This window comes from Pseudomonas sp. GW821-FHT03E01 (assembly GCF_059420765.1).
This window is the reverse complement of record NZ_JBWKUI010000004.1, coordinates 25,417-52,413: the sequence shown is the minus strand read 5'-3', so window position 1 is coordinate 52,413 and position 26,997 is coordinate 25,417. Positions and strand designations below refer to the sequence as shown.

At 60.4% G+C, this 26,997-nt stretch carries 25 protein-coding genes; 10 read left to right on the top strand and 15 right to left on the bottom strand.

Annotation, left to right across the window (positions count from 1 at the left end; genetic code table 11):
* Positions 1-135 precede the first annotated feature (135 nt).
* A complete protein-coding gene (gene ppx, locus AC07VO_RS08020; RefSeq protein ID WP_018927565.1) occupies positions 136-1,638 on the top strand; it encodes an exopolyphosphatase in 1,503 nt (500 codons plus the stop codon).
* 181 nt (positions 1,639-1,819) lie between these two features.
* On the opposite strand, the gene ppk1 is transcribed toward ppx, so the two are convergent.
* Together ppk1 and hemB are read right to left on the bottom strand one after the other, a co-directional pair.
* Positions 1,820-4,042 carry a polyphosphate kinase 1 gene (ppk1, locus tag AC07VO_RS08015; RefSeq protein ID WP_018927564.1) on the bottom strand — a complete coding sequence of 741 codons (2,223 nt, stop codon included), beginning with the start codon at positions 4,040-4,042 and terminating at the stop codon, positions 1,820-1,822.
* 18 nt (positions 4,043-4,060) lie between these two features.
* Complete coding sequence (gene hemB, locus AC07VO_RS08010; protein ID WP_018927563.1) at positions 4,061-5,074, bottom strand: porphobilinogen synthase; 1,014 nt, start codon at positions 5,072-5,074, stop codon at positions 4,061-4,063.
* A 208-nt stretch (positions 5,075-5,282) separates the two neighbouring features.
* Between hemB and AC07VO_RS08005 the strand changes: the two genes are divergently transcribed.
* The gene (locus tag AC07VO_RS08005; protein ID WP_064621046.1) at positions 5,283-5,915 is read left to right on the top strand and encodes a DedA family protein; all 633 of its coding nucleotides are present in this window, start codon (positions 5,283-5,285) and stop codon (positions 5,913-5,915) included.
* Here AC07VO_RS08005 and AC07VO_RS08000 read toward each other — a convergent pair.
* Positions 5,896-7,131 carry a sterol desaturase family protein gene (locus AC07VO_RS08000; RefSeq protein ID WP_086944364.1) on the bottom strand — a complete coding sequence of 412 codons (1,236 nt, stop codon included), beginning with the start codon at positions 7,129-7,131 and terminating at the stop codon, positions 5,896-5,898. The genes AC07VO_RS08005 and AC07VO_RS08000 overlap by 20 nt on opposite strands.
* Before the next feature lie 114 nt (positions 7,132-7,245).
* Between AC07VO_RS08000 and elbB the strand changes: the two genes are divergently transcribed.
* Positions 7,246-7,914 carry an isoprenoid biosynthesis glyoxalase ElbB gene (gene elbB, locus AC07VO_RS07995; protein ID WP_064621048.1) on the top strand — a complete coding sequence of 223 codons (669 nt, stop codon included), beginning with the start codon at positions 7,246-7,248 and terminating at the stop codon, positions 7,912-7,914.
* A 49-nt stretch (positions 7,915-7,963) separates the two neighbouring features.
* On the opposite strand, the gene AC07VO_RS07990 is transcribed toward elbB, so the two are convergent.
* Both AC07VO_RS07990 and AC07VO_RS07985 read right to left on the bottom strand, forming a co-directional pair.
* Complete coding sequence (locus AC07VO_RS07990; protein ID WP_064621049.1) at positions 7,964-8,419, bottom strand: YaiI/YqxD family protein; 456 nt, start codon at positions 8,417-8,419, stop codon at positions 7,964-7,966.
* Between the two features lie 106 nt (positions 8,420-8,525).
* Positions 8,526-10,424 carry an FTR1 family protein gene (locus tag AC07VO_RS07985; RefSeq protein WP_086944363.1) on the bottom strand — a complete coding sequence of 633 codons (1,899 nt, stop codon included), beginning with the start codon at positions 10,422-10,424 and terminating at the stop codon, positions 8,526-8,528.
* Between the two features lie 153 nt (positions 10,425-10,577).
* Between AC07VO_RS07985 and AC07VO_RS07980 the strand changes: the two genes are divergently transcribed.
* The 5 genes from AC07VO_RS07980 to AC07VO_RS07960 all read left to right on the top strand — a co-directional run bounded on the left by AC07VO_RS07980 (position 10,578) and on the right by AC07VO_RS07960 (position 15,337).
* Complete coding sequence (locus tag AC07VO_RS07980; protein WP_064621051.1) at positions 10,578-11,975, top strand: COG3014 family protein; 1,398 nt, start codon at positions 10,578-10,580, stop codon at positions 11,973-11,975.
* A 207-nt stretch (positions 11,976-12,182) separates the two neighbouring features.
* A complete protein-coding gene (locus tag AC07VO_RS07975; protein ID WP_086944362.1) occupies positions 12,183-13,577 on the top strand; it encodes a COG3014 family protein in 1,395 nt (464 codons plus the stop codon).
* A 15-nt stretch (positions 13,578-13,592) separates the two neighbouring features.
* Positions 13,593-13,964, top strand: coding sequence for a YcfL family putative periplasmic lipoprotein (locus tag AC07VO_RS07970; protein WP_018927555.1), 372 nt, complete (start codon positions 13,593-13,595; stop codon positions 13,962-13,964).
* Positions 13,965-14,002: 38 nt separating this feature from the next.
* Positions 14,003-14,590 (top strand): penicillin-binding protein activator LpoB, encoded by a 588-nt coding sequence (lpoB, locus tag AC07VO_RS07965; RefSeq protein ID WP_007941608.1) that lies wholly within the window; start codon positions 14,003-14,005, stop codon positions 14,588-14,590.
* Between the two features lie 3 nt (positions 14,591-14,593).
* The gene (locus AC07VO_RS07960) at positions 14,594-15,337 is read left to right on the top strand and encodes a hypothetical protein (protein WP_018927554.1); all 744 of its coding nucleotides are present in this window, start codon (positions 14,594-14,596) and stop codon (positions 15,335-15,337) included.
* 70 nt (positions 15,338-15,407) lie between these two features.
* Here the strand turns inward: AC07VO_RS07960 and AC07VO_RS07955 are convergent, their stop codons facing one another.
* The 3 genes from AC07VO_RS07955 to AC07VO_RS07945 all read right to left on the bottom strand — a co-directional run bounded on the left by AC07VO_RS07955 (position 15,408) and on the right by AC07VO_RS07945 (position 18,658).
* Positions 15,408-16,040, bottom strand: a complete 633-nt coding sequence (locus AC07VO_RS07955) for a LysE family transporter (RefSeq protein ID WP_018927553.1) — start codon at positions 16,038-16,040, stop codon at positions 15,408-15,410.
* A 117-nt stretch (positions 16,041-16,157) separates the two neighbouring features.
* Positions 16,158-16,748, bottom strand: coding sequence for a mechanosensitive ion channel family protein (locus AC07VO_RS07950; RefSeq protein WP_019650132.1), 591 nt, complete (start codon positions 16,746-16,748; stop codon positions 16,158-16,160).
* Positions 16,748-18,658, bottom strand: a complete 1,911-nt coding sequence (locus AC07VO_RS07945; RefSeq protein ID WP_064621055.1) for an ATP-binding cassette domain-containing protein — start codon at positions 18,656-18,658, stop codon at positions 16,748-16,750. Before AC07VO_RS07945 ends, AC07VO_RS07950 begins: the two co-directional genes overlap by 1 nt.
* A gap of 50 nt (positions 18,659-18,708) precedes the next feature.
* Here AC07VO_RS07945 and AC07VO_RS07940 point away from each other — a divergent pair, with 50 nt between their 5' ends.
* Positions 18,709-19,173 carry a TIGR02444 family protein gene (locus AC07VO_RS07940; RefSeq protein WP_086944360.1) on the top strand — a complete coding sequence of 155 codons (465 nt, stop codon included), beginning with the start codon at positions 18,709-18,711 and terminating at the stop codon, positions 19,171-19,173.
* On the opposite strand, the gene AC07VO_RS07935 is transcribed toward AC07VO_RS07940, so the two are convergent.
* The gene (locus tag AC07VO_RS07935; protein WP_064621057.1) at positions 19,170-20,333 is read right to left on the bottom strand and encodes an AlgP family protein; all 1,164 of its coding nucleotides are present in this window, start codon (positions 20,331-20,333) and stop codon (positions 19,170-19,172) included. The two genes, AC07VO_RS07940 and AC07VO_RS07935, sit on opposite strands and share 4 nt — an antisense overlap.
* 192 nt (positions 20,334-20,525) lie before the next feature.
* Between AC07VO_RS07935 and AC07VO_RS07930 the strand changes: the two genes are divergently transcribed.
* A complete protein-coding gene (locus AC07VO_RS07930; protein WP_018927548.1) occupies positions 20,526-21,191 on the top strand; it encodes an FKBP-type peptidyl-prolyl cis-trans isomerase in 666 nt (221 codons plus the stop codon).
* A 61-nt stretch (positions 21,192-21,252) separates the two neighbouring features.
* Here the strand turns inward: AC07VO_RS07930 and AC07VO_RS07925 are convergent, their stop codons facing one another.
* The 6 genes from AC07VO_RS07925 to hemC form a co-directional block, all read right to left on the bottom strand.
* On the bottom strand, positions 21,253-21,723 hold the full coding sequence (locus AC07VO_RS07925; RefSeq protein ID WP_064621058.1) for an Rsd/AlgQ family anti-sigma factor: 471 nt from the start codon (positions 21,721-21,723) through the stop codon (positions 21,253-21,255).
* Positions 21,724-21,901: 178 nt separating this feature from the next.
* The gene (locus tag AC07VO_RS07920) at positions 21,902-22,453 is read right to left on the bottom strand and encodes a disulfide bond formation protein B (protein ID WP_086944359.1); all 552 of its coding nucleotides are present in this window, start codon (positions 22,451-22,453) and stop codon (positions 21,902-21,904) included.
* A gap of 361 nt (positions 22,454-22,814) precedes the next feature.
* Entirely contained in the window at positions 22,815-24,053 is a 1,239-nt protein-coding gene (locus AC07VO_RS07915) for a heme biosynthesis protein HemY (RefSeq protein ID WP_495007508.1), read from the bottom strand.
* Entirely contained in the window at positions 24,050-25,204 is a 1,155-nt protein-coding gene (locus tag AC07VO_RS07910) for a uroporphyrinogen-III C-methyltransferase (protein ID WP_018927544.1), read from the bottom strand. Before AC07VO_RS07910 ends, AC07VO_RS07915 begins: the two co-directional genes overlap by 4 nt.
* Before the next feature lie 16 nt (positions 25,205-25,220).
* A complete protein-coding gene (locus tag AC07VO_RS07905) occupies positions 25,221-25,988 on the bottom strand; it encodes a uroporphyrinogen-III synthase (protein WP_018927543.1) in 768 nt (255 codons plus the stop codon).
* Positions 25,985-26,926, bottom strand: a complete 942-nt coding sequence (hemC, locus tag AC07VO_RS07900) for a hydroxymethylbilane synthase (protein WP_018927542.1) — start codon at positions 26,924-26,926, stop codon at positions 25,985-25,987. Before hemC ends, AC07VO_RS07905 begins: the two co-directional genes overlap by 4 nt.
* Between the last annotated feature and the right edge of the window lie 71 nt (positions 26,927-26,997).

The following is a 26,997-nucleotide window of genomic DNA, read 5'->3' as shown; positions in this document are numbered from 1 at the left end:
TTTACGACTGCTGCGCAGCCGAACGGGGGCAAGCCCCCTCGCCACAGGGTTGGATCAAGGCTTTCAACTCTGCGCGTTGGCGCGAGCGTTTGATCGTGGCAGGATGTCGAGGTTATCGACCGAGACCCCCTGACCATGCCGCTATCCCAAGTCAAGAATCTGTCCCTGATCGCCGCAATCGACCTGGGCTCCAACAGCTTTCACATGGTCGTGGCCAAGGCCCAGAACGGCGAAATCCGGATTCTCGAGCGTCTCGGGGAGAAGGTTCAGCTGGCCGCCGGCATCGACGAAGAGCGTCAACTCAGCGAAGAATCAATGCAACGCGGGCTCGATTGCCTGAAGCGCTTCGCCCAACTGATCAGCGGTATGCCGCCCGGCACCGTGCGGATCGTCGGCACCAACGCCCTGCGCGAAGCCCGTAACCGCGGTGAATTCATCCATCGGGCCGAAGAAATCCTCGGCCATCCGGTAGAAGTCATCTCCGGCCGTGAAGAAGCGCGCCTGATTTACCTCGGCGTCTCCCACACCCTCGCCGACACCCCGGGCAAACGCCTGGTGGCCGACATCGGCGGCGGCAGTACCGAATTCATCATTGGCCAGCGCTTCGAACCGCTGCTGCGCGAAAGCCTGCAAATGGGTTGCGTCAGCTATACCCAACGCTATTTCAAGGATGGCAAGATCACCCCGGCCCGCTACGCCCAGGCGTACACCGCGGCGCGGCTGGAGATCATGAGCATCGAACACGCCCTGCACCGCCTGACCTGGGATGAAGCCATCGGCTCCTCGGGCACCATTCGCGCCATTGGCCTGGCACTGAAGGCCGGCGGACATGGCACTGGCGAGGTGAACGCCGAAGGCTTGGCCTGGCTCAAGCGCAAGCTGATCAAGCTCGGTGATGTCGAGAAAATCGACTTCGAAGGCATCAAGCCCGACCGCCGGGCGATCTTTCCCGCCGGGCTGGCGATTCTCGAAGCGATCTTCGATGCCCTCGAACTGCAACGCATGGACCACTGTGAAGGCGCCCTGCGCGAAGGCGTGCTCTATGACCTGCTGGGCCGTCATCATCACGAAGATGTCCGTGAGCGCACGCTCAGCTCGCTGATGGAGCGCTACCACGTCGACCTGGAGCAAGCCGCGCGGGTCGAACGCAAGGCGCTGCATGCCTTCGATCAAGTGGCCGAGGATTGGGACCTGGACGACGGTGTCTGGCGCGAACTGCTGAGCTGGGCGGCCAAGGTCCACGAAGTGGGCCTGGACATCGCGCACTATCAGTACCACAAACACGGCGCCTACCTGATCGAGCACTCGGACCTGGCCGGGTTCTCCCGCGAAGACCAACTGATGCTCGCGCTACTGGTGCGTGGCCACCGTCGCAATATTCCCAAGGACAGGTTTGCCGATTTTGGCGACGACGGCATCAAGCTGATTCGCCTGTGCGTGCTGCTGCGCTTCGCGATTCTGTTCCACCACATCCGTGGCACCCAGGAAATGCCACAGGTCGTGCTGCACGCCAACGGCGACAGCCTGGATGTGTTATTCCCGGAACATTGGCTGGATGACAACCAGTTGACCCAGGCCGACTTCGCCCTGGAAGCCGAATGGCTGACCCGCGTCAGCTTCGTGCTGAACGTTCGCTAAAAAACCGAAAATGGTCGCCGAACACGGTCCTGTAGGAGCCGGCTTGCTGGCGAAGGCGTCCTTGAAATGGATGCATGACTTGAAAGCCATTCGCTGGCAAGCCAGCTCCTACAAGGGACGGTGGTGGAAATGAAAATGGCGATCCACATGGATCGCCATTTTTTATCGCCCAAGGTTTGCGTTAACGCACCGCCAGAATCGGGCTGCCCAACCGCTCCAGCAAGGTGGCCTGGGCGCTGCGCGGGTTCTGGTTGCCAGTCGGTGTATTACGGACGTAGCGACCGTCCGACTGCAGGCTCCAGCTGTGGGTGTTGTCGGTAAGATAAAGCTCCAGCTCTTTCTTGACCCGCAAAATCAGCTTCTTGCCCTCGACCGGGAAGCAAGTCTCGACGCGCTTGTCGAGGTTGCGTTCCATCCAGTCGGCACTGGACAGGAACATCTGCTCTTCACCGCCATTGAGGAAGTAGAAGACCCGGGTGTGCTCCAGGAAACGACCGATGATCGAACGTACGTGGATGTTGTGCGATACCCCGGCGATGCCCGGTCGCAGGCAGCACATGCCGCGCACCACCAGATCGATGCGTACCCCGGACTGGCTGGCCTTGTACAACGCGCGGATGACCTTTGGATCGGTCAGCGAGTTGAACTTGGCGATGATGTGCGCCGGTTTGCCGTCGAGGGCGAATTGCGTCTCCCGGGCAATCATGTCGAGCATGCCCTTCTTCAACGTGAACGGCGCGTGCAGCAGTTTTTTCATGCGCAGGGTTTTACCCATGCCGATCAACTGGCTGAACAGTTTGCCGACGTCTTCGCACAAGGCATCGTCGGAGGTCAGCAGGCTGTAGTCGGTGTACAGACGGGCGTTGGCCGCGTGGTAGTTGCCGGTACCCAAGTGAGCGTAGCGAACAATCTCGCCGGCTTCGCGACGCAGAATCAGCATCATCTTGGCGTGGGTCTTGAAGCCGACCACGCCGTAAATCACCACGGCGCCGGCCGCCTGCAGACGGCTGGCCAGCTGCAGGTTGGATTCTTCATCGAACCGCGCGCGCAATTCGATCACCGCCGTCACTTCCTTGCCGTTCCGCGCCGCATCCACCAGCGCATCGACGATCTCCGAGTTGGCGCCGCTGCGATACAACGTCTGGCGAACCGCCAACACGTGTGGATCCTTGGCCGCCTGACGCAGCAAGTCGACCACCGGGGTGAAGGACTCGAACGGGTGCAGCAGCAAGATGTCCTGCTTGCTGATCACGCTGAAAATGTTCTCGCTGTTCTGCAGCAGTTTCGGGATCTGCGGGGTGAACGGCGTGTATTGCAGCTCCGGATGACTGTCCAGGCCGGTGATGCTGAACAGCCGGGTCAGGTTGACCGGACCATTGACCTGATACAGCTCGGTCTCCTGCAGGTTGAACTGCTTGAGCAGGTAATCGGACAGGTGTTTCGGGCAAGTGTCGGCCACTTCCAGCCGCACCGCATCACCATAGCGACGGGAGAACAACTCGCCGCGCAGGGCGCGGGCCAGGTCTTCCACGTCTTCGGTATCGACCGCGAGGTCGGCGTTCCGGGTCAGGCGGAACTGGTAGCAGCCCTTGACCTTCATGCCCTGGAACAGGTCGTCGGCGTGCGCGTGGATCATCGACGACAGGAATACATAGTTGTCACCCGGGCCGCCGACTTCTTCCGGCACCTTGATGATCCGCGGCAGCAGACGCGGCGCCGGGATGATCGCCAGGCCGGAATCGCGACCGAAGGCGTCGATGCCTTCGAGCTCGACGATGAAGTTCAGGCTCTTGTTCACCAGCAACGGGAACGGGTGCGTCGGGTCGAGACCGATCGGGGTGATGATCGGCGCGATCTCGTCGCGGAAATAACGGCGGACCCAAGTCTTGAGCTTGGTAGTCCAGTAACGACGACGGATGAAGCGGACCTGATGTTTTTCCAGTTCCGGCAACAGAATGTCGTTGAGAATCGCGTATTGGCGGTCGACGTGACCGTGCACCAATTCGCTGATGCGAGCCAGGGCCTGATGCGGTTGCAGGCCATCGGCGCCAGCCTGTTCACGGGCGAAGGTGATCTGCTTCTTCAGGCCGGCCACACGAATCTCGAAGAACTCGTCCAGGTTGCTGGAGAAGATCAGCAGAAACTTCAGCCGCTCCAGCAATGGGTAGGACTCATCCAGCGCCTGTTCCAGCACGCGGATGTTGAACTGCAGTTGCGAGAGCTCGCGATGGATGTACAGGCTGCTGTCATCCAGACCGGGAATGGCAATCGCTGGCGCCGCCACAACGGGCTCGGCCACCACCGCAGGTGGAGCGGGCTCCAGCTCCGGCGGAGTTTCAGCGATTTGCTCCACCACAGGTTGAGCGTCTTTTACGGCAACTTCAGTGAGTCCTTCGGTATTCATCGAATGTTCCTGGGAGGGCTATTTTTGCTCTCGTAACAATTGAGCAGCACGGACGGCAAAGTAAGTCAGGATGCCATCTGCGCCTGCACGTTTAAAAGCGGTCAGGGATTCGAGGATAACCCCTTCGCTCAACCAGCCATTCTGGATCGCCGCCATGTGCATGGCGTATTCGCCGCTGACCTGATACACAAAGGTCGGCACTTTGAACGCTTCCTTGACCCGATAAAGAATATCCAGATACGGCATGCCTGGCTTGACCATGACCATGTCTGCGCCTTCTGACAAGTCGGCCGCCACTTCGTGCAGGGCTTCGTTGCTGTTGGCCGGGTCCATCTGATAGGAGGCCTTGTTGGCCTTGCCCAGGTTCAACGCCGAACCCACCGCATCGCGGAACGGGCCGTAGTAGGCACTGGCGTACTTGGCCGAGTAGGCCATGATCCGCACATTAACGTGCCCCGCCAGCTCCAGCGCTTCGCGGATCGCCTGAATGCGGCCGTCCATCATGTCTGACGGAGCCACCACTTGAGCGCCGGCTTCGGCGTGGGACAAAGCCTGTTTAACCAGTGCGTCGACGGTGATGTCGTTCTCTACGTAGCCTTCTTCGTCGAGAATGCCGTCCTGACCGTGGGTGGTGAACGGGTCCAGGGCGACGTCGGTGATCACACCCAGCTCCGGGAACTGCGCACGCAGAGCGCGGGTAGCGCGCTGGGCGATGCCGTTGGGGTTCCAGGCTTCGGCGGCATCCAGTGACTTGAGTTCCGGTGGCGTCACCGGGAACAGTGCCAGCGCCGGAATGCCCAGCTCGACCCATTTGGCAGCTTCTTCCAGCAACAGATCGATGGTCAGGCGTTCGACGCCCGGCATCGACGCCACTGCTTCGCGACGGTTTTCACCGTCCAGCACGAATACCGGCAGGATCAGGTCATCGACGGTCAGTACGTTTTCACGGACCAGACGACGCGAAAAATCATCACGACGGTTGCGACGCAGGCGGGTTGCAGGAAACAAACGGTTGGCGGGGGTAAAGCTCACGGCAGACTCCTGAGCCCGCGCTGGCGGGCGAGCGTGACAGTTATAAGCGGCCATTATGACCAACGTATGACAGTTGTGTGCACCCCTGTGACAGGTAGCCGCATTCCATTGTCCTTGTAGGAAATGTTCACGTCGAGACACATTTGGACACTTTCATGAATGTGCACGAAGGGTTAGGCTGCGCGTTCATTTCGCCAGCACCCAGACAATGCTCCAACAATTCCTACATGACTTCGGCTACTTTGCCCTGTTCCTCGGCACGTTTTTCGAAGGCGAAACCATTCTGGTACTCGCAGGCTTCCTCGCGTTCCGTGGGTACATGGACATCAACCTGGTGGTGGTCGTGGCGTTCTTCGGCAGTTATGCCGGCGATCAGCTGTGGTACTTCCTGGGGCGCAAGCACGGGCGCAAATTGCTGGCGCGCAAACCGCGCTGGCAATTGATGGGCGATCGGGCACTGGAACATATCCGCAAGCACCCGGACATCTGGGTGCTGAGCTTCCGCTTTGTCTATGGCTTGCGCACCGTGATGCCGGTGGCAATCGGTCTGTCGGGCTATCCGCCGGGACGCTATCTGCTGCTCAACGGGATTGGCGCGGCCATCTGGGCTGCGGCGCTGGCAGCGGCTGCGTATCACTTCGGCGCGGTGCTCGAAGGTATGCTGGGCAGTGTCAAGAAGTACGAGCTGTGGGTGCTGGGCGCCCTGCTGGTCCTGGGCTTTGTCCTGTGGCTGCGGCGACGCTTCAAGAATGCCCGCTTGGCGAAAAAGATCTACGCCGATGAGCAGGCACTGAAAGCCGAACAGGCCAAGTCCAACGAACCTACGACGCCCATCGAGTGACGCGGTTTCTACAACAGTAGAGACCGATACCGCTGAGCAGGCTGTAACTGAGCAGCCCTACCCAACCCACCGCGCTGCCCGGCCATAGCCCGACCATCGGCGCCAGCCACACCAGCGGCAGGTTCGACACCAGCCGCAACAGCTCCAGCTTCAACGCCTGCGGGCGATTCTCCAGGGCTGCACCCAACACGAACAACCCCAACGCCACGGCGCCCCAACCCAACACCAGGGCTGCGGTCGGCAGGCTCTGCTCCAAATTCATCAAGTAACTGCCCAAGGCGATGTAGACGCAGAACTGCAGCGCCACATACCACTGCTGACGTCCGTCCAGCGGCACCTCGAATTTGCGGAACTGAGCCAGGTCCGGCTTGTTCATCGGGTATTTGGCCGCCACGTCCGCCGGCCGCCAACCGGTGCGCATGAACCAGATCCGCAGCTTGTCCCACCAGCGCTCGGCGCGCCGGGCGTCATCCCACAACTGCGCGTAAAACTGCACGTTCGCCCACAACGGATTCCAGCTCGCCAGCGGCGTGGTCACGCCGAATATCACCGGTTCGTTATCGTCCTCTTCCTGGAACGAGCCGAACAGACGGTCCCAAATAATGAACACCCCGCCGTAGTTGCGATCCATGTAGAGAGCGTTCTGTGCATGGTGAGCCCGATGATTGGACGGCGTGACGAAGGACCACTCGAACCAGCCAAGCTTGGGAATATGCCGGGTATGCACCCAAAACTGGTACAACAGGTTCAACGCCGCAACGCTGACGAACACCAGCAGCGGCACGCCGAGCACGGCCAGGGGCAGGTAGAAGATCCAGCTCAACAGAAACCCGGTGCTGGTCTGGCGCAGGGCCGTGGAGAGGTTGTAGTCCTCGCTCTGGTGATGCACCGAATGCGCGGCCCAGAGGATGTTGCGCTCATGGCCCATCCGGTGCAGCCAGTAGTAGCAGAAGTCGTAGAAGACGAATGCAAACACCCAGACCCAGACACTGTCGGCCGACAGCTCGATCAAGGCCAGATGTTCCAGGGCGAAGGCATAAGTGACCAGGCCGACACCTTTGGTCAACAGGCCCGTGGTAGTCGACAATACGCCGGTGCTGAGGCTGTTGATCGCGTCTGCCACGCGGTAATTGCTCACCCCGCGCCAACGGTCGGCCAACAACTCGACCGCAATCAGCACAAAGAAAAACGGCACCGCATACAGAATGAAGTTCATGACGCGACCTGATCGGAATCGTTCAGCAGAGATTAGGTGTAGCCGCGAATTAACCCTATGGCAACGAGTGACAAATTAGTGGACATTTAACGCCATGAATCTGGAGAAAAGCCCATGAGCAAAAAAATTGCAGTGATCCTTTCCGGCTGTGGCGTGTACGACGGCGCCGAGATCCACGAAAGCGTGATCACCCTGCTGCGGCTGGACCAGCGCGGTGCCCAGGTGCAGTGCTTCGCACCCAACATCGCGCAGTTACATGTGATCAACCACCTGACTGGCGAAGAAATGCCCGAATCGCGCAACGTGCTGGTGGAATCGGCGCGTATCGCCCGGGGCAACATCAAGGATATCCGTGAAGCGGACGTCGAAGACTTCGATGCGCTGATCGTTCCCGGCGGTTTCGGGGCGGCCAAGAACCTGTCGAACTTTGCCGTCGAAGGCGCCGGCTGCAGCGTTCAACCTGACGTCCTGGCGTTGACCGAAGCGTTCGCCGAGGCTGGCAAACCGGTGGGGCTGATCTGCATCTCGCCGGCCCTGGCGGCAAAAATCTACGGCCCGGGCGTGACCTGCACCATCGGCAACGATGCCGATACCGCCGCCGCGATGAACAAGATGGGCGCCACCCACGCTGAGTGCGCAGTGACCGACATTGTCGAAGACAAGGCGCGCAAGCTGGTGAGCACACCGGCGTACATGCTCGCGCAATCGATCAGCGAAGCCGCTTCCGGCATCAACAAATTGGTCGACCGCGTACTGGAACTGACCCACGAAAACGACGAGTAACACTCGTGATTGTTCCCACTCCGCGTGGGAACGATCATTACCGTCTTGCTCAAGCTTTACGCGACAACCGGGTCAATATCCGGTCCAGCGCATTGGCGAACGCCTGTTTCTCGCGCTCGCCGAACGGCGCCGGGCCGCCGCTCATCTGCCCCTGCTCGCGCAAGTCGGTGAACAGGTTACGCACCGCGAGTCGATCGCCCATGTTCTGCGCATCGAACTCCTTACCCCGCGGATCCAGCGCCGCAACGCCGTTCTTCACCAGCCGATCCGCCAGCGGCACATCGCTGCAAATCACCAACTCCCCCGGCACCGCGTGTTCCACCAGGTAATCGTCGGCGGCATCCGGGCCGCTGGGCACCACGATCAGTTTCACCAGCGCAAGGCCCGGCTTGATCTGCGGCTGACCGGCCACCAGTACCACTTCGAACTGGCGCTTGAGGGCGAACTTCACCACTAGATCCTTGGCTGCCCGAGGGCAGGCGTCGGCATCGATCCATACGCGCATTGGATTTCCTCTATTGAAAAGCATCGCGGGCAAGCCCGCTCCCATAAGGTTAGCGCTGAACCTGTGGGAGCGGGCTTGCCCGCGAATATGAGCGCAGCGAATGCTTTTAAGAAGCCGGCAACTGCCGCTTCTCGGCCATCCGGCTGCGACTGTACAGCACGATGATCGCAATGATCGCCACAGCCTGGGCACTCAGCGAATACGCGTCAGCGTGGATCCCCAACCAGTCGAAGTCAAAGAACGGTACCGGCCGCGTGCCGAAGACCCCGGCTTCCTGCAACGCCTTCACGCCATGGCCGGCAAACACCACCGACAACGCGCACAGCAATCCGGCATTGATGCCGAAGAACAGTGCCAGCGGCAGCTTTGCCGAGCCGCGCAGAATCACCCAGGCCAGACCGACCAGCATAACCAGCGCCGTCGCGCCGCCAGCCATTACGGCGTTATGCCCCGCAGGCCCCGCCTGCAACCACAAGGTTTCGTAAAACAGGATCACTTCGAACAGTTCGCGATACACCGAGAAGAACGCCAGGATCGCAAACCCGAAACGCCCACCGCCGCTCACCAGGCTGCTCTTGATGTAATCCTGCCAGGCCGCTGCGTGGCGACGGTCGTGCATCCATACACCGAGCCAGAGCACCATGACACTGGCAAACAGCGCAGTGGCCCCTTCCAGCAGCTCACGCTGGGCCCCGCTGACGTCAATCACATACGCCGCCACCGCCCAGGTCGCCAGCCCGGCCAACAGCGCCAGGCCCCAACCGATGTTGACGCTGCGCACCGCCGATTGCTGGCCGGTATTGCGCAGGAACGCGAGGACCGCCGCGAGCACCAGAATGGCTTCCAGACCTTCTCGCAACAGAATCAACAGACCGGAAATGTAGCTCAGCGACCAGCTCAAGCCATCGCTACCGAGCAGGCCAGCGGATTCTTTCAGCTTGGCCTTGGCCACTTCCAGACGTTGCTCGACCTGGGCCACTGGCAAGCCGTCCTGCAACGACTGACGGTAAGCCATCAGGGACTTTTCAGTGTCTTTGCGTACGTTGGCGTCGACGTTGTCCAGAGAGCTTTCAACCAGTTCGAAGCCTTCCAGGTACGCCGCCACCGACAGGTCGTAGGCCTGATCGTGCTCGCCAGCGCGATAGGCGGCGATACTCTTGTCCAGCGTGGCCGCCGTGTATTCAAGCAATTGCCCCGGGCCACGCTTGACCTGCGGCGGTTGCGCTCGTTGCGCGCGGAAGGTCGCGGCCGCTTGCGGACCTTCGACGGCCTGCACTTCGGCTGGCGTCTGACGCGCCAGGTCGGCGATGTTGTAGGTTTTTTCGGATTTTGCCGCGGCCGGATCGGCGCTGAAGCCGGCGATGTAGGTCGCCAGGTCCCAACGCTGACGATCATCCAGCTGATCGGCGAAGGCCGGCATGTCAGTACCTTCGACGCCCATACCCAGCGTGTTGTAAAGCGCGTAGAGGCTCAGACGGTCCAGTCGCGCGGCATCGCGCAGATTGGTCGGCGGTGGCGTCATGCCGACACCTGCCGGGCCGTCACCGATGCCCGTATCGCCATGGCACACCGAGCATTGCTGGGCATACAGCGGCGCGCCGCGGGTCGGGTCCGGGGTAATGACCGGAGCCTGGCTGACTTCATAGGTCACCGCCAGTTTTGCCCCCAGCTGCCGCGCCTGACGGGTGACGTCCGCGCCGTCCTTGCGAGCGGCGATCGCGGTGCGCAGACCGTTAACGCCCTGCTCCAGTTCGGCACGCTGGGGTTTGGCCGGCAAATCGGCGATCAACCCTTGCAGCTCCCCCAGGAATGTCTGCTGTTCGAGATACTCAGCCTCATCAATAACCTTGCCTCCCTCGACCGCCGTCGGGTAATCGGCGGCAATGTAATCGAGCAAATGCAGGGCCTTGGGCGCACCCTCCGCGGTTTCGGCCAGCGCATTGAAGCTGCAGAACGCGATCATCGGCAGCACGAGCCACGCCAGAAAACGAGAGAAGCCAGTCATGAATAAATCTCAAATGGAAATACGAAGTAACACATTGTTCACTTCCAATGAGTTTCGCTCAAGCTTTGTTGGTATTTCCCGCATAACGGCGTGTACATTGGGCGGCAAACTGCTATCTCCTCGCGGTATCCGATCAGGGAAGAATCATCGTCCATGCGCTCCTGCCTGTTGTTCTCTTTGCTGCTGAGTTTCGCCCTACAACTGAGTGGCTGTGCCGCGTACCGAAATTATGATCAGGAGATGCAACAGACCAATGACCAACTATTGGTGGGCAACCTCCAGGGTGCGTTGGACCTAGTGGAGCTGCACAATCCCTGGGAAGACAAGGATCTGCTCTATTACTTCGAGAAAGGCGCCATCCTTAGTGTCGCCAATGCGCTGCCGGAGAGCCAGAAAGCCTGGCGCAGCGCCGACCAGATGGTATTCCAGCGCGAAGAAGCGGTGCCCTCCGGGGCCATGAAACTGCTCACACGGTTTGGCAATGAAATGGGCACCATGCTGGTCAACGACAAACTGCGTCGCTACGAAGGTTACGATTACGAAAAAGTCATGCTGACCACGCAAATGGCCCTCAACCAATTGGCTGCGAATGACTTCGACGGCGCCCGCGCCGACATCAAGAAAACCCACGAACGCGAAGCACTGATTGCCCGCCAGCGCGAGCGGCAATACGAAGAGCTCGAAGAGCAGGCCAAGGCCCAGGGCATTTCGGTGCGTTACAAGGATCTGCAAGGCTACCCGGTGACCACCCTCGATGCGCCAGCCGTCATCGAATTGAAAAACGGCTATCAGAGTGCCTTCAGTCATTACCTGGCTGGCTTCACCTATGAAGCCCTCGGCGAACGCGATCTCGCCGCGCCGGGCTATCGCCAGGCAATTGAATTGCGCCCGAACCTGCCGTTTCTCGAGCAGGCGTTGCGCAATCTCGACAAACCGCCGGCAAAAGCCGATGAAAGTGATGTGTTAATCATTGTCCAAAGCGGCCTGGCACCGGCACGCAGCTCGGTGCGCGTGCCGATTCCGGTACGGCTCAACGAAAACCTGGTGATCGTTGCCCCGATTTCTTTCCCGGTGATGATCCCGGACACCATCACGCCAGCATTCGACCACATCATCGTCGATGGTCGAAAACGGCCGCTGACCGCACTCAACAGCGTCACCGACATGGCCTTGCGCACCTTGCGTGATGACATGCCCGCCATCATCTCGCGGGCCATGTTCCGCGCCAACATGGCGGCTATCGGCCAGGCTGAGGAAAACCAACGCAACCCGGCCAAAGCATCGCTGGTGGTCACGCGCGAAGACCCATTCGAGGAGGCCGACACCCGCACATGGCGTACCTTGCCGGACAAAACCCTGGTCGCGCGTCTGCGGCTGAAAAAAGGTGAACACCTGTTCAGCGCGCCGAACGCGCCCGGCACCCCGCCGGTAACCCTGCGCATCGACCGCGACTTCCAAGTCATCAACCTGCGCACAATAAACACCGTGGCATTCGTCGTCGGAAAGACTTATGTGCAAACCTCGCCAGCGCCGGTATCAGGCCAGAAATAAGTAATGGCACGTTGTGAAAACATACAATTAAAAAGCCATTACATAGCCAGCATCCCTGTTTATAATGCCGCGCCGTCGTTATCGCGATACGGCATTTAAGCTCCTCTTTTTATGAGGAATTGGCAGGGCGCCAGTCTCCCTGCCGATGGGTCCCAACAGCCCGACCAGCACGCGCGGCTGCTTATACTCAGGGAAGAAGTACCCCCTATGGCCTCTCGCGCCCTTACCTCGATCGCGCTCAGCGCTGTCACCTTGCTCTCCGGCTGTTCGGCTTTTCGCAACTACGATTCCGAACTGGCACAAACCAACCAGCAACTGGCTGCCGGCAACGTCGACGGCGCCTTGACCTTGTTGGAAAAGAACAACACCGGCGCCGACAAAGACCTGCTCTATTACTTCGAGAAGGGTGAACTGCTGCGCGCCAAGGGCGACTTGTCCGGCAGCCAGAATGCCTGGAGCAGCGCCGATCAGGTGGTGGGCAAGTGGGAAGACTCGGTCAAGCTCGACACCGAAAAGTACCTGGCTCAGTTCGGCAGCTTCCTGGTCAATGACAAAGTCCGTCGCTACGAAGGCTACGACTACGAGAAAGTCATGCTGACCACGCAGATGGCCCTCAACCTGCTGGCGGTGAACGACTTCGACGGCGCGCGCACCGCGATCAAAAAAACTCACGAACGTGAAGCGGTGATCGCCGACCTGCGCGACAAGGAATACCTCAAGAGCGAAGAGCAGGCCGAGAAGGAAGGCGTCAAAACCCAGTACAAGGATCTCCAGGGTTATCCGGTGGCCAGCCTCGACGCGCCAGAAGTGGTCAGCCTGAAAAACAGCTACCAGAGTGCGTTCAGCCATTACCTGGCCGGTTTCGTCTATGAAGCCCTGGGCGAGAAAGACCTGGCTGCACCGGGCTATCGCAAGGCCGCCGAATTGCGCCCGAACACCCCGCTGCTGGAACAGGCGCTGGTGAATCTCGACAAACCCGCCAAGGACGAGGACAGCGACATCCTGATCGTCGTGCAAAGCGGCCTGGCGCCGTCCCGCGACTCGATCCGCATTCCGTTGCCATTGCCGATCAGCAACCAGGTGGTGATCACACCGCTGTCGTTCCCGGTCATCAAGCCGGACACCTCGACCGCTCCCTTCGCCCAGATCGGCGTAGACGGTCAGCAGGTGAACCTGACGCAACTCAACAGCACCACCGCCATGTCCCGCCGCGCGCTGCGTGATGACATGCCGGGCATCATCCTGCGCACCACCGTCCGTGCCGTGACCAAAGGCGTGGCTCAGAAGAAGATCAACGAAACCAACCCACTGGCGGGTCTTGCGGTCGGGATCTCTTCAGCGGTGCTCGAAGGTGCCGATACCCGTACATGGCGTACCCTGCCAGACACCACTCAAGTCGTGCGTCTACGCTTGAAGAAAGGCGAGCACCAAGTCACCCTGCCGAGCGCCGTGGGCGGTTCGGTGGTCAAGATCACTGTGGATCAGCGCTATCAGGTCATCAGCCTGCGCGCCGTGGGCAATCAGGTATTCGCCAGCGGCCAGGCCGCTCATGTGATCCCGAGCGCCAACCCGACCACCGTGGCCAGCCTCAAACAACCTTAAGAACGGAGTCTTTGCATGCGCTTCAAACTCATCACTGTCGTCGCCCTGGCCTTGCTGGCCGGCTGCGCCACCCCGCCACCACCGGAGCCAGGCAGCGCTGCCAGCAAGGTCGTGGCCATGGGCAAGCTCAAGAACATCGTGGTCGGCGCCATGCGCGTGGCGCGGGAAAACGGCTTCATGACGGTCAACGCACAGCTGAGCAACACCAGCTACAACAACAAGACCTTCTACTACCGCTTTGCCTGGCTCGGCCCTGAAGGCTTCCCGGTTGCCGAAGAGGAAACCTGGAAAAGCCAGATGATGTACGGCGAGCAGACCAGTTTCATCCAGGCCATTGCGCCAACCGCCAAAGCCGTGGATTTCCGTCTCGAAATCAAAACGCCTTAAGCCCGACACCTATTCGTTCAGTTCTAGAGAGCATTCCCATGTTTGCACGCTTTTCGTTCATCGCCGTCATCGCCCTCCTGGCCAGCGGTTGCGCCAACACTTCACCGACGCTGGGCAGCAAAAACATCAGCTACGGCGACACCAAAGCCGTGGAAACCGTGACCAACGAGTTCGGCTCCACCGACCTGCAGATGATCGCCGAATCCATGACCCGCTCCCTGGCCCAGTCCGGCATCCTGCAAGGCCGTCCGGTGGTTCAGGTCTACGACGTGAAGAACAAGACCAGCGAGTACATCGATACCCGCGAAATCACTACCAGCATCAAGACCCAGCTGATGAAGTCCGGCGTCGCCCGTTTCGCCAGCGACAACACCGCAATGCAGAGCCAGGTCGACCAGCTCAAGCTGCAAAACCAGAGCGGCCTGTACAAGAAGAGCACCGTGGCCAAGACCGGCAACATGATTGCCGCCCAATACCGTCTTGAAGGTTCGATCAGCTCGATCGTCAAGCGCAGCAGCGACTACAAGGACGTCTTCTACAAATTCAGCCTGCAATTGATCGACGTTGAAAGCGGTCTGGCCGAGTGGATGGACGAAAAAGAGATCCGCAAAACCACGGAGCGTTAATCGATGCGCACATGGATTGGCATGATGGCCCTGGCTTGCGCGTTCAGCGTGCAAGCGGCCCCGAAAGTTGCAGTAGCGGATCTGGCGTACCAGGAGCGCGTGGAGCAATACGTCCACACTGTTTCGGCACAGAGTAACCATAGCCAGAGCTATTACGGCGCCAGTGGTTCTTCCAGTTACGAAGAGTACGAAGCCACCAACAGCTACATCGAGCAAGGCGAGTTGCGCAAATTCACCGGCGACATCAAGGGCGAGATCCTGCGCACCGGCATGTTCCAGCTGGTGCAGGGCACGCCTTACACGGCATCGTCCAAAGGCGACGTGTATGACGTGATCAAGCGCATCAAGGCCGGTAGCTTCAAGGGTGCCGACTATGTGCTGTTCGGCACCGTGTCAGACATCGACTTCACCCGCGACATGAATGAGCTGGCCAACACCGACAGTTACTCGGCGGTGCTGGCGTTGACGCTGGTGGCGGACTTCAGCCTGATCAACACCAAGACCTTCGAGATCACCTCGGCCTTCACGGCGATGGGCGAAGGTCAGGACACCAAACTGGTGAATGGCCGGGACATCCGGGTTTCCCTGAACCGCCCACGGGTGGTGCGTGACGTGTCCAAGGCGCTGGGTGAAGACGTGGCATCGCAACTGAGCCAACAGCTCGGTGGTGGCGGTTACGAGCAGCCGGGGCAGGCACCGCTGCGTAATAACCTGCCGCGAGATACGGCGCCGGTGATTCTGCACTGATCTCAGACTGGCCACTCTGTAGTAATGAAAAAGGCGACCTCAATAGGTCGCCTTTTTTGTGCCTGAAGCTTTATGTCGCTGCTTTGCGCAAAGTCGCCATGAATGCCGCCGCGCCGATGAACAGCCCGGCAAAGGTTCGGTTCATGCGTTTCTGCTGCCTGGGCGTGCGCAACAAACGCAGGACCTTGGCCGCCAGCCCGGTGTAGCCGGCCATGACGATCAGGTCGACACAGATCATGGTCACGCCGAGGATCAGGTACTGGGCCACCAGCGGCGCGTGGGGATCGATGAATTGCGGCAGCACCGCGAGCATGAACACCAAAGCCTTGGGGTTGCTGACGTTCACTAGAAAACCGCGGAACACCAGCGCCATCGGCTTGCCGATCTGCCGAATGGCAGCGTCGTCGCTCATCTCATTGGGCAGCGCGCGCCATTGCTTGACCGCGAGGTAGACCAGGTAAGCCACGCCGAACCATTTGATCGCATAAAAGGCAGTGGCGGAGGCCGCGAGGATCGCACCGACACCGGCAGCGACAATCGCAATTTGCAACGCCAGGCCCAGTTGCAGACCCAGGGCGTTCCAGTAACCGCGCCAGAAACCGTAGCGCAGGCCGCTGGACATCGACGCAATGGCGCCGGCACCGGGGGAAAGACTGATTACCCAGCAGGCGGCAAAAAATGCCAGCCATGTTTGAAGCAGCATTGCACACCTCGACTCAGACTCGTGACAAACGTCTAAGCTAATGCGCCTTACGATCAATGACTACCGATTTTTTGCAGGACAGAGTGACTGCCGACCAGCGTTTACGGCGGTAGCGTCCTATCGAGCCTGCTTTTCGAACCCGTTTGAAGGAAATACATCAGTACCGCGCCAGCGTCGAACCGAGCGCTGGAAGAACAGGCTGTTGGGCACTTGCACCATGGCACTGCCGGTACCGAGCTCTTCGGCTTCGATCAGCGTGGTGTAGAGCAGATTGATCGCCACCACCCGGCCCTTGACGCCCGGCTTGTCGGTGGTGTCCACCAACTCGACCACATCGCCGATTCGGAATGGGCCGACGGTGAAGATCAGGATCGCGCACAACAGATTGGACAGCACGCTCCACATGGCGAAAAACGCCACGGCAGCTACCGCCACGAAGCCGGACAACGCGGTCCAGAGCACCGTGGCCGACACCCCAAGACGCTCCAGCACGAAGATCAGCGCGCTACCCATGATCAGCCAACGCAAACCACCACGCAGCGGCATCAAGAACTGCGGCGGGAACGGGTAACGCTCGCCCAGGCGAGTCAGGCCTTTAGCGACGACGCGCTGAGCGACATAGCCGGCCAGCAGGATCAGCAGGATTTGCACGACCAGCCAGAGCGGCTCGACCCACATCGCCGGCAACGGCAGCTTGAAGGCCTCCATCAAGACAGCGCCTCCAGCTCCGCCTGCATACTTTCGAGCAATTCGAGCGCTTCCATCCAGGCTTCTTCCAGCTCGGCTTCACGCACCTTCAGCCGGGCCTGCTCGGCCAGCAGATCACGCAATTCGTTCTTGCGTGCCGGCTCGTAAATATCGCTGTCGCCGAGGCTGGCGTCGATCTTCGCCAGTTTCTCGTGCAGCTTGCCCAACTCGGCTTCGAGCTTGTCGGCCTCGCGCTTGTGCGGTGCCAGTTGCTGACGCAACGCGGCGGCGGCCTGGCGCTGGGCTTTCTTGTCGGTCTTGTCCGGGTTGACCGGGGTATTGCTGACCGGCACGTTGCGCTGACGGTACTCCACCAGCCAACGGGTGTAGTCTTCCAGGTCGCCGTCGAACTCCTCGACCTTGCCGTCTGCCACCAGATAGAAATTGTCGGTGGTGCTTTTAAGCAAATGACGATCGTGGGAGACCACCAGAACCGCGCCACTGAATTCCTGCAACGCCATGGTCAGCGCCAGGCGCATTTCCAGGTCCAGGTGGTTGGTCGGTTCGTCGAGCAGCAACAGGTTCGGTCGGCCCCAGGCGATCAGCGCCAGGGCCAGTCGCGCCTTTTCGCCACCGGAGAAATTCAACACCGGCTCATCGATACGTGCACCCCGGAAGTCGAAACCACCGAGGAAGTCACGCAGGGTCTGCTCACGTTCGGTTGGCGCCAGGCGCTGCAAGTGCAGCAACGGGCTGGCCTTGGAATCGAGGGAATCCAGTTGATGCTGGGCGAAGTAACCGACCACGGTGTTCTCGCCCCGGGTCAGTCGGCCCGCCAATGGCTCGAGCTCACCGGAGAGGTTCTTGATCAGGGTCGATTTACCGGCACCGTTGGGGCCGAGCAAACCGATCCGCGCGCCAGGGGTCAGTTGCAGCTTGACCTTCTCCAGCACGGTTTTTTCGCCATAACCCAAGCGAGCGTCCGATAGATCGATCAGCGGGCTGGAGATTTTCTGCGATTCGCGAAAGACGAAATCGAACGGCGAATCGACGTGCGCGGCGGACAGCTCTTCCATCCGCTCCAGCGCCTTGATCCGGCTCTGGGCCTGACGGGCCTTGGTGGCCTGGGCCTTGAAGCGGGCAATGTAGCTTTCCATGTGCGCACGTTGCGCCTGTTGCTTCTCGTACGCCTGCTGTTGCTGTGCCAGACGTTCGGCACGGGCCCGTTCAAACGCGGTGTAACCGCCGCGATACAGGGTGATCTTGCGTTGATCTACGTGAGCTACGTGATCGACCACGGCATCGAGGAAGTCCCGGTCGTGGGAAATCAGCAATAAAGTGCCGGGGTAGCTTTTGAGCCACTCTTCGAGCCAGATGATGGCGTCGAGGTCCAAGTGGTTGGTCGGTTCGTCGAGCAGCAACAGGTCCGAGGGGCACATCAAAGCCTGCGCCAGATTCAGACGCATCCGCCAGCCACCGGAGAAATCTCCTACTTGCCGGTCCATTTGCTCGTTGGTGAACCCAAGGCCCGCCAATAGCTTGCGAGCCCGGGCATCGGCGGTGTACCCATCGGCGCTGTCGAGCTCCGAGTGCAGGCGGGCCTGAGCGGCACCGTCATGGGCCGCTTCGGCCGCCGCCAGGTCGCGTTGCACCTGACGCAGGCGCAGGTCGCCATCGAGCACGTAGTCGACCGCCAGGCGCTCGAGGGTGTCGACCTCCTGGCGCATGTGGGCGATGCGCCAGTCGGCCGGCAGGAAGCAGTCACCCGAGTCCGGGTGCAGTTCGCCCCGAAGCAAGGCGAACAGGCTCGATTTGCCGGCGCCGTTGGCACCGATGAGGCCGGCTTTGTGGCCGGCGTGCAGGGTCAGCTCGGCGTCTTCTAGCAGACGTTGCGGGCCACGCTGTAAAGTCAGGTTCTGAAGTCGAATCATAATGGCGGCGGAGTCTACCAGCTTCGCTCGCAACTGGCGCGAGTAGCACTATGTCCTCTGACCTGTGGAGCTTTTCCCTCGACACTTACGCCCGTCCCGGCGTTGAACACGCCTGCCTGCAATTGCAGGCAGCGGGTGTGAATGTGTGCCTGCTGCTCTGTGGATTGTGGCTGGGGCAACGTGGAGTCGCCTGCAACGAACAACGCCTGCAGCTGCTACGCGATATAGCCGGGCCTTGGGACGTGGATGTCGTGCAACCGTTACGCACCTTGCGCCAGCAATGGAAAGCCGCTGCCAGCGAGGATGCCGGTCTGGATGATTTGCGCGAACAAGTGAAGACACTGGAGATGGAAGCCGAAAGGCATTTGCTGTTGCGACTGGAGCGTTTGGCGCAGAGTTGGCCGCAGTGTGAAGCGACCGATCTAACGGCCTGGCTGGAAGGTATGGCAGCAGGCGCCGCCATCCTGAGCCGCGACGCGCTGCATCAGCTGCGCGTCGCGGTAACCGGCACTTAGGAAGCGCTGGTTGGGGTAGTGCTGGTGCTCGACGATGCCGCTGGCGCAGGCGAAGCTGTCGAGGTAGTGGCTACCGGAGCCGGCGAAGCCGATGCAGCCGGGGCCGGGGTTACTGGCTTGGCGACAGGTGCGGCAGTCGGCTTTGCAGCAACGACTGGCTTTTTCACGGCCGGTTTTGCTGCTGGCTTGGCGGCAGGTTTTGCAGCCGGTTTGGCAGCGGCAGGTTTGGCTGCTGGTTTCGCTACAGCTGGTTTGGCGGCAGTGGCTGGCTTGGCAGCGACGGCAGGTTTCGCAGCAGCAGTTTTGGCAGCCGGTTTAGCGGCGGGTTTGGCTGCAGTTTTTGCAGCAGGTTTCGCCGCCGGTTTTGCAGCAGGCTTGGCTGCAGCGGTTTTAGCCGCGACAGGTTTGGCGGCAGTTTTGGCTGCTGGTTTTGCAGCAGGTTTAGCGGCCGGTTTTGCAGCTGCAGTTTTCGCCACGGCGGGTTTGGCAGCCGTGGTTTTGGCAGCGGGTTTAGCGGCAGCTGTTTTGGCAGCGACTGGCTTAGCGGCAGGTTTGGCAGCTGTCGTTTTAGCTGCTGGTTTCGCAGCGCTGGCAGCGACTGGTTTTTTCGCCGCAGGTTTTGCGGCTGGTTTCGCTGCAGCTTTTACCGGTGCTTTGGCGGCGGTTTTTTTAACAGGAGCCGCAGCAGGCTTGGCCGGTGCTTTGGCAGCAACCGGTTTGGCAGCGGCTTTCTTCGCAGGTGCCGCGGCTGGCTTGGCCGAACGCAGGGACAACGCCTTGCCGACAGCCTCTTGGACACGACCGACACCCTGGGCCAGTTTCAGGCTTTCTTGAGCGTCGCGTTTGAGTTGCAGGATGTAGCTGCGAGTTTCGGACTGACGAGCCTTGAGGGCGTCAAGCAGGTCCTCAAGTTCTTTCACCGCATCTTTGGCCTTGGCTTGTGCCTTGGCTTTGCCGGCCGCCGCAGCGTCCTGCAATTTGGTGCGGGATTTATGCAGTTTTTCCTGCGCTTTTCCGCGCTGCTTTTCCAGTTTGGCGAGCAGTTTTTCAGCATCAGCCAAGGCTTGGGAACAAGCGTTTTCCAAGTGCTCGAGCAGGCTGCCCGAGAGTTGTTGGAGTAAGTGCAACGGAGTATTTACTGGCTTCTTGGTGGCCGACATGGTTTACCTCCTGGCTGACGTGAATGCGGCTCATACTAGACCTCTGCTGCAACCGCCGCTAGGGCATGTTGACAGTATCGAAAGCGCTGCGTTGCAACGAAGTAAAAATGTTCTGCGCTTACGCAAAACCAGTTCACCTTCGAGAGCATTCACACTGGCATAATCCTGCGCATCTCAGGTCGGAGAGTGCCTATGTCGCGCTACCTTTTTTTATCGCTGTGCATGTTTTTTTCCGTGGTCCAGGCCGCCGAAAAAACCACCACAAATGACGCTCACGATCTCGCTTACAGCTTGGGTGCGAGCCTTGGCGAACGCTTGCGCCAGGAGGTTCCGGACCTGCAACTTCAGGCACTGCTCGAAGGTTTGCAGCAAGCCTACCAAGGTAAGCCGCTAGCGCTGAAAGACGAGCAGATCGAACAGATTCTTGCCGAGCACGAAGCCCAGGTCGCCGAGCAACCCGCCGTCGCGCAAAGCGAAGTTGCCCTCGAAAAAGAGCGGCGCTTTCTCGATGAGGAAAAAACCAAACCTGGCGTCCGTCAATTGGCAGATGGAGTATTGCTGACCGAGCTGGCTCCCGGAACTGGCGCGAAGGCAGGACCGAACGGCAAAGTCCAGGTGCTGTATATCGGTCGTCTACCTGATGGCACCGTGTTCGATCAGAACAGTCAGCCACAGTGGTTCAGTCTTGATAGTGTGATCAGCGGCTGGCGTAGCGCGCTGCAAAATATGCCGGTCGGCGCAAAATGGCGCCTGGTAATTCCATCGGCGCAAGCCTATGGCGCCGACGGTGCCGGCGACTTGATCGCGCCGTTCACGCCGCTGGTATTCGAAGTCGAATTGCGTGGTGCTACAAGCTGAATGCCGGAAACGAAAAACGGTGCGCATTGCGCACCGTTTTCAGTGTCTAGCCGGGAAGGGTTCAGGCCTGAACCGAACTCTCTTCCTTGTGGGCGGTGTGCAGCACTTCGATCAGGCAATCTTCCAGTTCGAAGCGTTCACGCAGTTGGCTGCCCAGCTTTTCCAGCGCTTCGGCGAAACGCTCGGTGTCGTTGCAGTCACCCTTGTGACAATGATCATTGAACGACAGCGCCATCTCGGTGCTCACGTCGATACGCGGGTTGATCTGCTCCGCCAGTTCAAGGCCGCCATCGTCGCCAAAGGCCTTGGCCTCATTGACCAGATGCTCACTCACTTCGAAGTGCCAGGCAGAAACGTAATCGACAAGAATCTCGCAGAACCGACCGTTCAAGGACTTGTCGGCAAAAGCCGGTTTGGCATTTCGCAAGTCGTGGAACGACTTTATCAACTCTTCACGCTCTTGTAGCCAGCGGTCAATGAGCTTATGAACCCCACCCCAGCGTTCCTGAGCATTCTGACAACTATCTAACATGGCGATCTCTCTTCCCTAATGGGTCATGCCGTTCTACGCCTGACCAAGACTCGGCACATCCGGTCTGGGTCAGGCAGAACAGCAACGAGCAACATAATTCCAATGATACGTGCGGGCCAGATTATGCCCGCGCGCCTATGGCTTCAAGGTACGCAGGAGATAAAGTTCATACAAGTGTTTAATCGCCCGCCAATACCCGGTGCGACGACTCGCCGCTGAGCGGTCGCTGACAGGCGATCCAGACAAGGCGCAGCAATTGATACCCGCCCAGAATCATCATCGCAACGAAGAACAACAGGCTCCATTCCGGGATACTCAGGTCGAACAGCGTCCAGGAAATTTCCGCGCAGTCGTCGGTTCCCTTGAACAACCGTTGCAAGGCACACAACCAGGGCGTACTGGCAAACAGATCAGTCAGGTTGGGCGAGCATGCCGAGAGCTGATGCACCGGATCACTCTGCAACACAACCTGCCGCCACGCCGTGACGGTACCCGCCACACTGCATAGCAGACCCAGTAACCAATACAGGAATGATCCGAAGCGACCAGGCCCCTGCACCGAAGCCATCAGGCAGACACCCGTGAGCAGCGCCAGGCAAACCCGTTGCAACAGGCACAACCCGCAAGGCTTGAGGCCGACCGCATATTCCAGGTAATAGGAAACGCCCAAGGCCAGGGCACCTGCAATGAAAACCATGAAAAACAAGGAGCGTGAGCAGGCCAAAGACATGGCTTTTCCGTAACTGTAGAGACAAGCGGTTACGGTAGAGGAAAGCGCAGCAGCCTTTCAAGGCAGGCCAGCACGGACACTTCACCAGAAGTGTAGGGAATTCCCGACAGAGTCGAGAGGATAAGATGTAGTCCGCTGTAGGACTTTGCCAGACCAGGACCACAACTCAAAAACAGTGGCAGACTCGGAGCGGTTGGATTGCCCTGACGAACGACTCCCCCTGTAGCAGCTGGCGCAGCCGGCGTTCGGCTGCGCAGCAGTCGTAGTCGGTTTAACACGACTCACCTGATCCGACTGCGGCGCCTGATTTACGACTGCTGCGCAGCCGAACGCAGCCTTCGGCAGCGGCTACAGGCCGGCATCAAGCATGAGCCGGCACCGTCAGCGGAGCCGACAGCAAGCGCTCGTCCAGCAGGCCCAAGCCCTCCTGGAACAACTGATTACTGCGTTCAGTGTCACCCAATTGCGCCAGCAACCGCGCCAGTTCGGCGCAGGCTTCAGGATTACGCTGTACACGCAGACTGTTTTCCAGATAATCCCGGGCCTTGCCCCACAGACTGCTTTGCAGACACAAACGGCCCAACGTCAGCAACAGGCTCGGGTCGGCCGGATGATCCTTGAGCCAACCTTCAGCGGTGTGCAGCTGTCTGGCCGGATCGCTACCGCGAACCAGACCGTACAGGCGTGCCAGATGACTGTCGTATTTGCGCTTGAGAGCCGTACGCAGAACCTCTTCGGCCTCGACCTGCGCTCCCAGTTGCCGCAGTTGCTCGGCATAGGCGAGCACCAGTTGCGGTTCCTGCCGCTGAGCGGCGGTGAGCTGCTGCCAGGCACGAGCGAGCGATTGCAAACCGACCGTTCCGTCCTCTTCCCGGTGCGCCGCCAACGAAAGATTCTCACCCCAGGCGCGTTGCTCCAGTTCAGCCAGCTCGGCTGGCGGCAGCACCTTGTCCTTGCGCAACTCCGGCAGCAAGCGAATCACTGCCGACCAGTCGCCCCGCTGCTGATGCAGGCGTTGCAACTGGCGCAGGGTCTGGACGTTATGAGGATGACGCTCGTGCATGGCTTGCAGGGTGACCAGGGCGCCGTCGGTGTCGCCGCGGTCGGTCTGCAATTGGGCATGACTCAAGGCAATCGCCAGCTCGGCCTGGGGCTGTCGCTCCAAAGCGCGCTCCAGCAAGTTATCGCTTTCCTGGTAGAGACCTTGTTCGTTCGCGGCGCGGGCAGCACCCAAGTAGTAGAGCAGTGGCTGACGCTCGGCTTCTGCCGCGCGATACAGGTGACGCTGAGCACTGGCCCAGCGGCCCTCGGCCAAATCCAGCTGGCCGTGCTCGATCGCCACTTGCACCCGTCGACTGCGATTGCGCCGCGACCAAGGGTTGACCACCCCACCGGAAGTTGTCACCAGTTCGACCAGCGCCTTGATGCCCCAGAACACCAGCCACAGCACGGCCACCAAGGCCAGGGTTGCCCACAGGCTCGATTCGTAACGGAAGCTCTTGTAGGCGATCAGCACGTAGCCGGAATGCTCGGCAATCGCCAGCCCCAACGCGGCGGCGGCAGCGATGACCACGAACACGATCACATAGAGACGTTTCATGGTGTGGCCTCCTGCGCAGTGCTCGCGGCAGGTTTGCCCAGAGGTTTCACTGAGTCCTCGGCGTTGACGTTGCGTCGCTCAAGGTAAGCCTGGACGGCGCTCAACGTGCCTGTCAGATCCGGCGTGACCACCGTGACTGGCTGTTTGCTCAACTCGGCCACCTGCTCCAGCATGATCTTGCTCTGAGGGTTGTCCGGATTGAAGTTACCCTTGAGCACGTCCCGCGCCTCGGTCAGCGCCTGAGTGTAAACCGCAGCCTGACCGTTGAGCGCGGCCCACTGCGCCTGTTCCAGCGCCAGGCTCAGGGCCAGACGCACCTGGCTCAGGCTCTGCCCTGCCAGCAATGGACGGACATTCTTGTCGGCGTTGAAATCGATTCGGATGTAACGCGAGATCTGATCCCACCATTGCGCCCAGCGACTGGCGCCGTCGCCATCGGCCGTCAGGCCCAGCAGGGATTCGCCACGGTCCTTGTACTCGGGCGCCAGTTCGGTGAGGCTGATCACTTGATCGCGCAAGGCACCCAGTCGCAGGAACAACCCGGTGCGATCCGGCTGTTCGGTACTGCGCAGGGCCACCAAGGTTTTGGCCACTTGCTCGCGAGCGGCAAAAGCCCCCGGGTCATTCTGTTCACGGAGTATCTCATCGGCCCCCTGCACCAGGGCCTGGGCGCTGCTGATGTCCTGCAACGCCGACAGACGCAGGCTGGCCAGTCGCAGCAAATGCTCAGCCTCGGCCAGACGCCAATCCTTGCGGCTGGCACCGAGGACGGTTTCCAGGCGTTGATTCAAACGCTGTTGATCGCCCTGAAGTTGAGTGACCAAGCGACTGCGCGCATCGAGCTCTTCGGCGGCAGGCATTTGTTCGAGGCGAGCGGTCAGACGCTGCTCGTTGAGCTTCAGGCTCTGCGCCTGATCGTTCAACGCCTGTACCTGACTCAACTGTTGCAGGTTATCGGCTTGCAGGTGACGCACCTGCCAGACTCCCCAACCGCCCACGGCAACACCGGCAGCGCCCAACAGCAGCGCGACGATTGCCAGCCCATTGCCTCGGCGCGGCTCAGTAGCAGGTGGCCCGGTTACAACCGGTGCTTCTACCGGCGCATCGAGCACCGGCTGGACGTCATCTTTAGGCAAGGCTGTTTTGCTCACGTATCCATCCTTTGCATTAGAAAACGGGTACGGGGTGCTCCCGTAACGCCGTCAGCAAGGCCGCGGCACTGGCGCCACGACAATCCACAACTGTTTGGGCCCCGGCGGCGCGTGCCAGCTCGGCGACCCTGGGGCTTGGAACAAACAACGGCAACCGCGCCATGATCGGCCAGGCATCGCCAGCCAATCGGTGCAGGTGCTCAAAACCCTGTCCACTGCTGACCACCAGCCCGTTCAAGCGTTCCGCCTCGATCCGCTCAGGCAACGCTGCCGGTGGGTACTGCGGTAAGCCGCGTCGGTACAACTCCAGATACTCGACACTAGCACCAAGCTCGCGCAAACGCTCAGCCAGCAACTCGCGCCCACCCTCCCCACGCACGATCAACACCCGAGGATCGGGACGGGCGATAGCCTCGCGCAACCGTGGAAGTTCAAGCAAGGCTTCGCTGTCATCACCGTCGGCCGGGAAACTCACATCCAGCCCGTTAGCCTCGAGGATCTGCGCCGTTGCCGCGCCGACGCTGAACCACGTCAGAACCGGCGGTTGCGGCCAATGCTGGTGGAGCAGCTCGACAGCGATTCTGGCGGCCGGCTTACTGACCACGATCACCGCGCAATAGTGATCCAGGTCCTGAATCACTGCGCGCATTGTGGCAGAGGCCGGCATCGGCTCGATGTCCAAAAGCGGCAAGCTGCTACTGAAAACCCCCGCGTCAGCCAACACGCAGGCAAGCGCCGCCGATTCATCCGCAGGGCGCGTCAGCAGCAGGCGCCAGCCAGTCACTCGTGCCCAGCCTCGCCGTAGACTGCTTTGAGAATGGCGTCGGCGCCCTGACTCAGCAGGTCTTCGGCCACTTGCACGCCCAGGGCCTCGGCCTCGCTGCGCGGCGCTCGGGCCTCGGCGCAGAGCAACAGGCCGCCGTTCGGATCGCCCACCAAGCCACGCAACCAGATCTGCTCGCCTTCAAGCACGGCGTAGCAGGCGATCGGCACCTGGCAGCCGCCATTCAGATGTTTGTTGAGGGCACGTTCAGCGGTCACGCGGATGGCCGTATCCTGGTGATGCAGCGGCGCGAGCAGTGCATGAATCTCAGTGTCGGCGCTACGGCACTCGATACCGACCGCGCCCTGGCCTCCGGCCGGCAGGCTGTCATCGACACTGATGGCCGAGGTGATGCGGTGTTCGAAGCCCAAACGAATCAAACCCGCCGCGGCGAGGATGATGGCGTCGTATTCGCCGGCATCGAGCTTGGCCAGGCGCGTGTTGACGTTGCCACGCAGGAAGCGGATTTCCAGATCCGGGCGACGGGTCAGCAACTGAGCCTGGCGGCGCAGGCTGGAGGTGCCGACGATGCTGCCTGGTGGCAACTCATCCAGGCTGGCGAAGGTATTGGAGACAAATGCATCGCGCGGGTCTTCGCGCTCGCAGATGCAGAACAGACCGAGGCCTTCGGGGAAGTCCATCGGCACGTCCTTCATGGAGTGCACGGCGATGTCAGCTTCGTTTTCCAGCAGCGCGGTTTCCAGCTCCTTGACGAACAGGCCCTTGCCGCCGATTTTCGACAGGGGCGAATCGAGCAGCTTGTCGCCGCGACTGACCATGGGCACCAGTGTCACGAGCAGGCCCGGATGGGCCTGTTCCAGACGAGCCTTGACGTATTCGGCCTGCCACAGGGCTAGAGCACTTTTGCGGGTGGCGATGCGGATTTCGCGAGAGGACATGGATCAATCCGTACTGAATAGATACGGCAGATAATAACAGCTCAGCCAAATCCACTTTGACTTGTATCAGA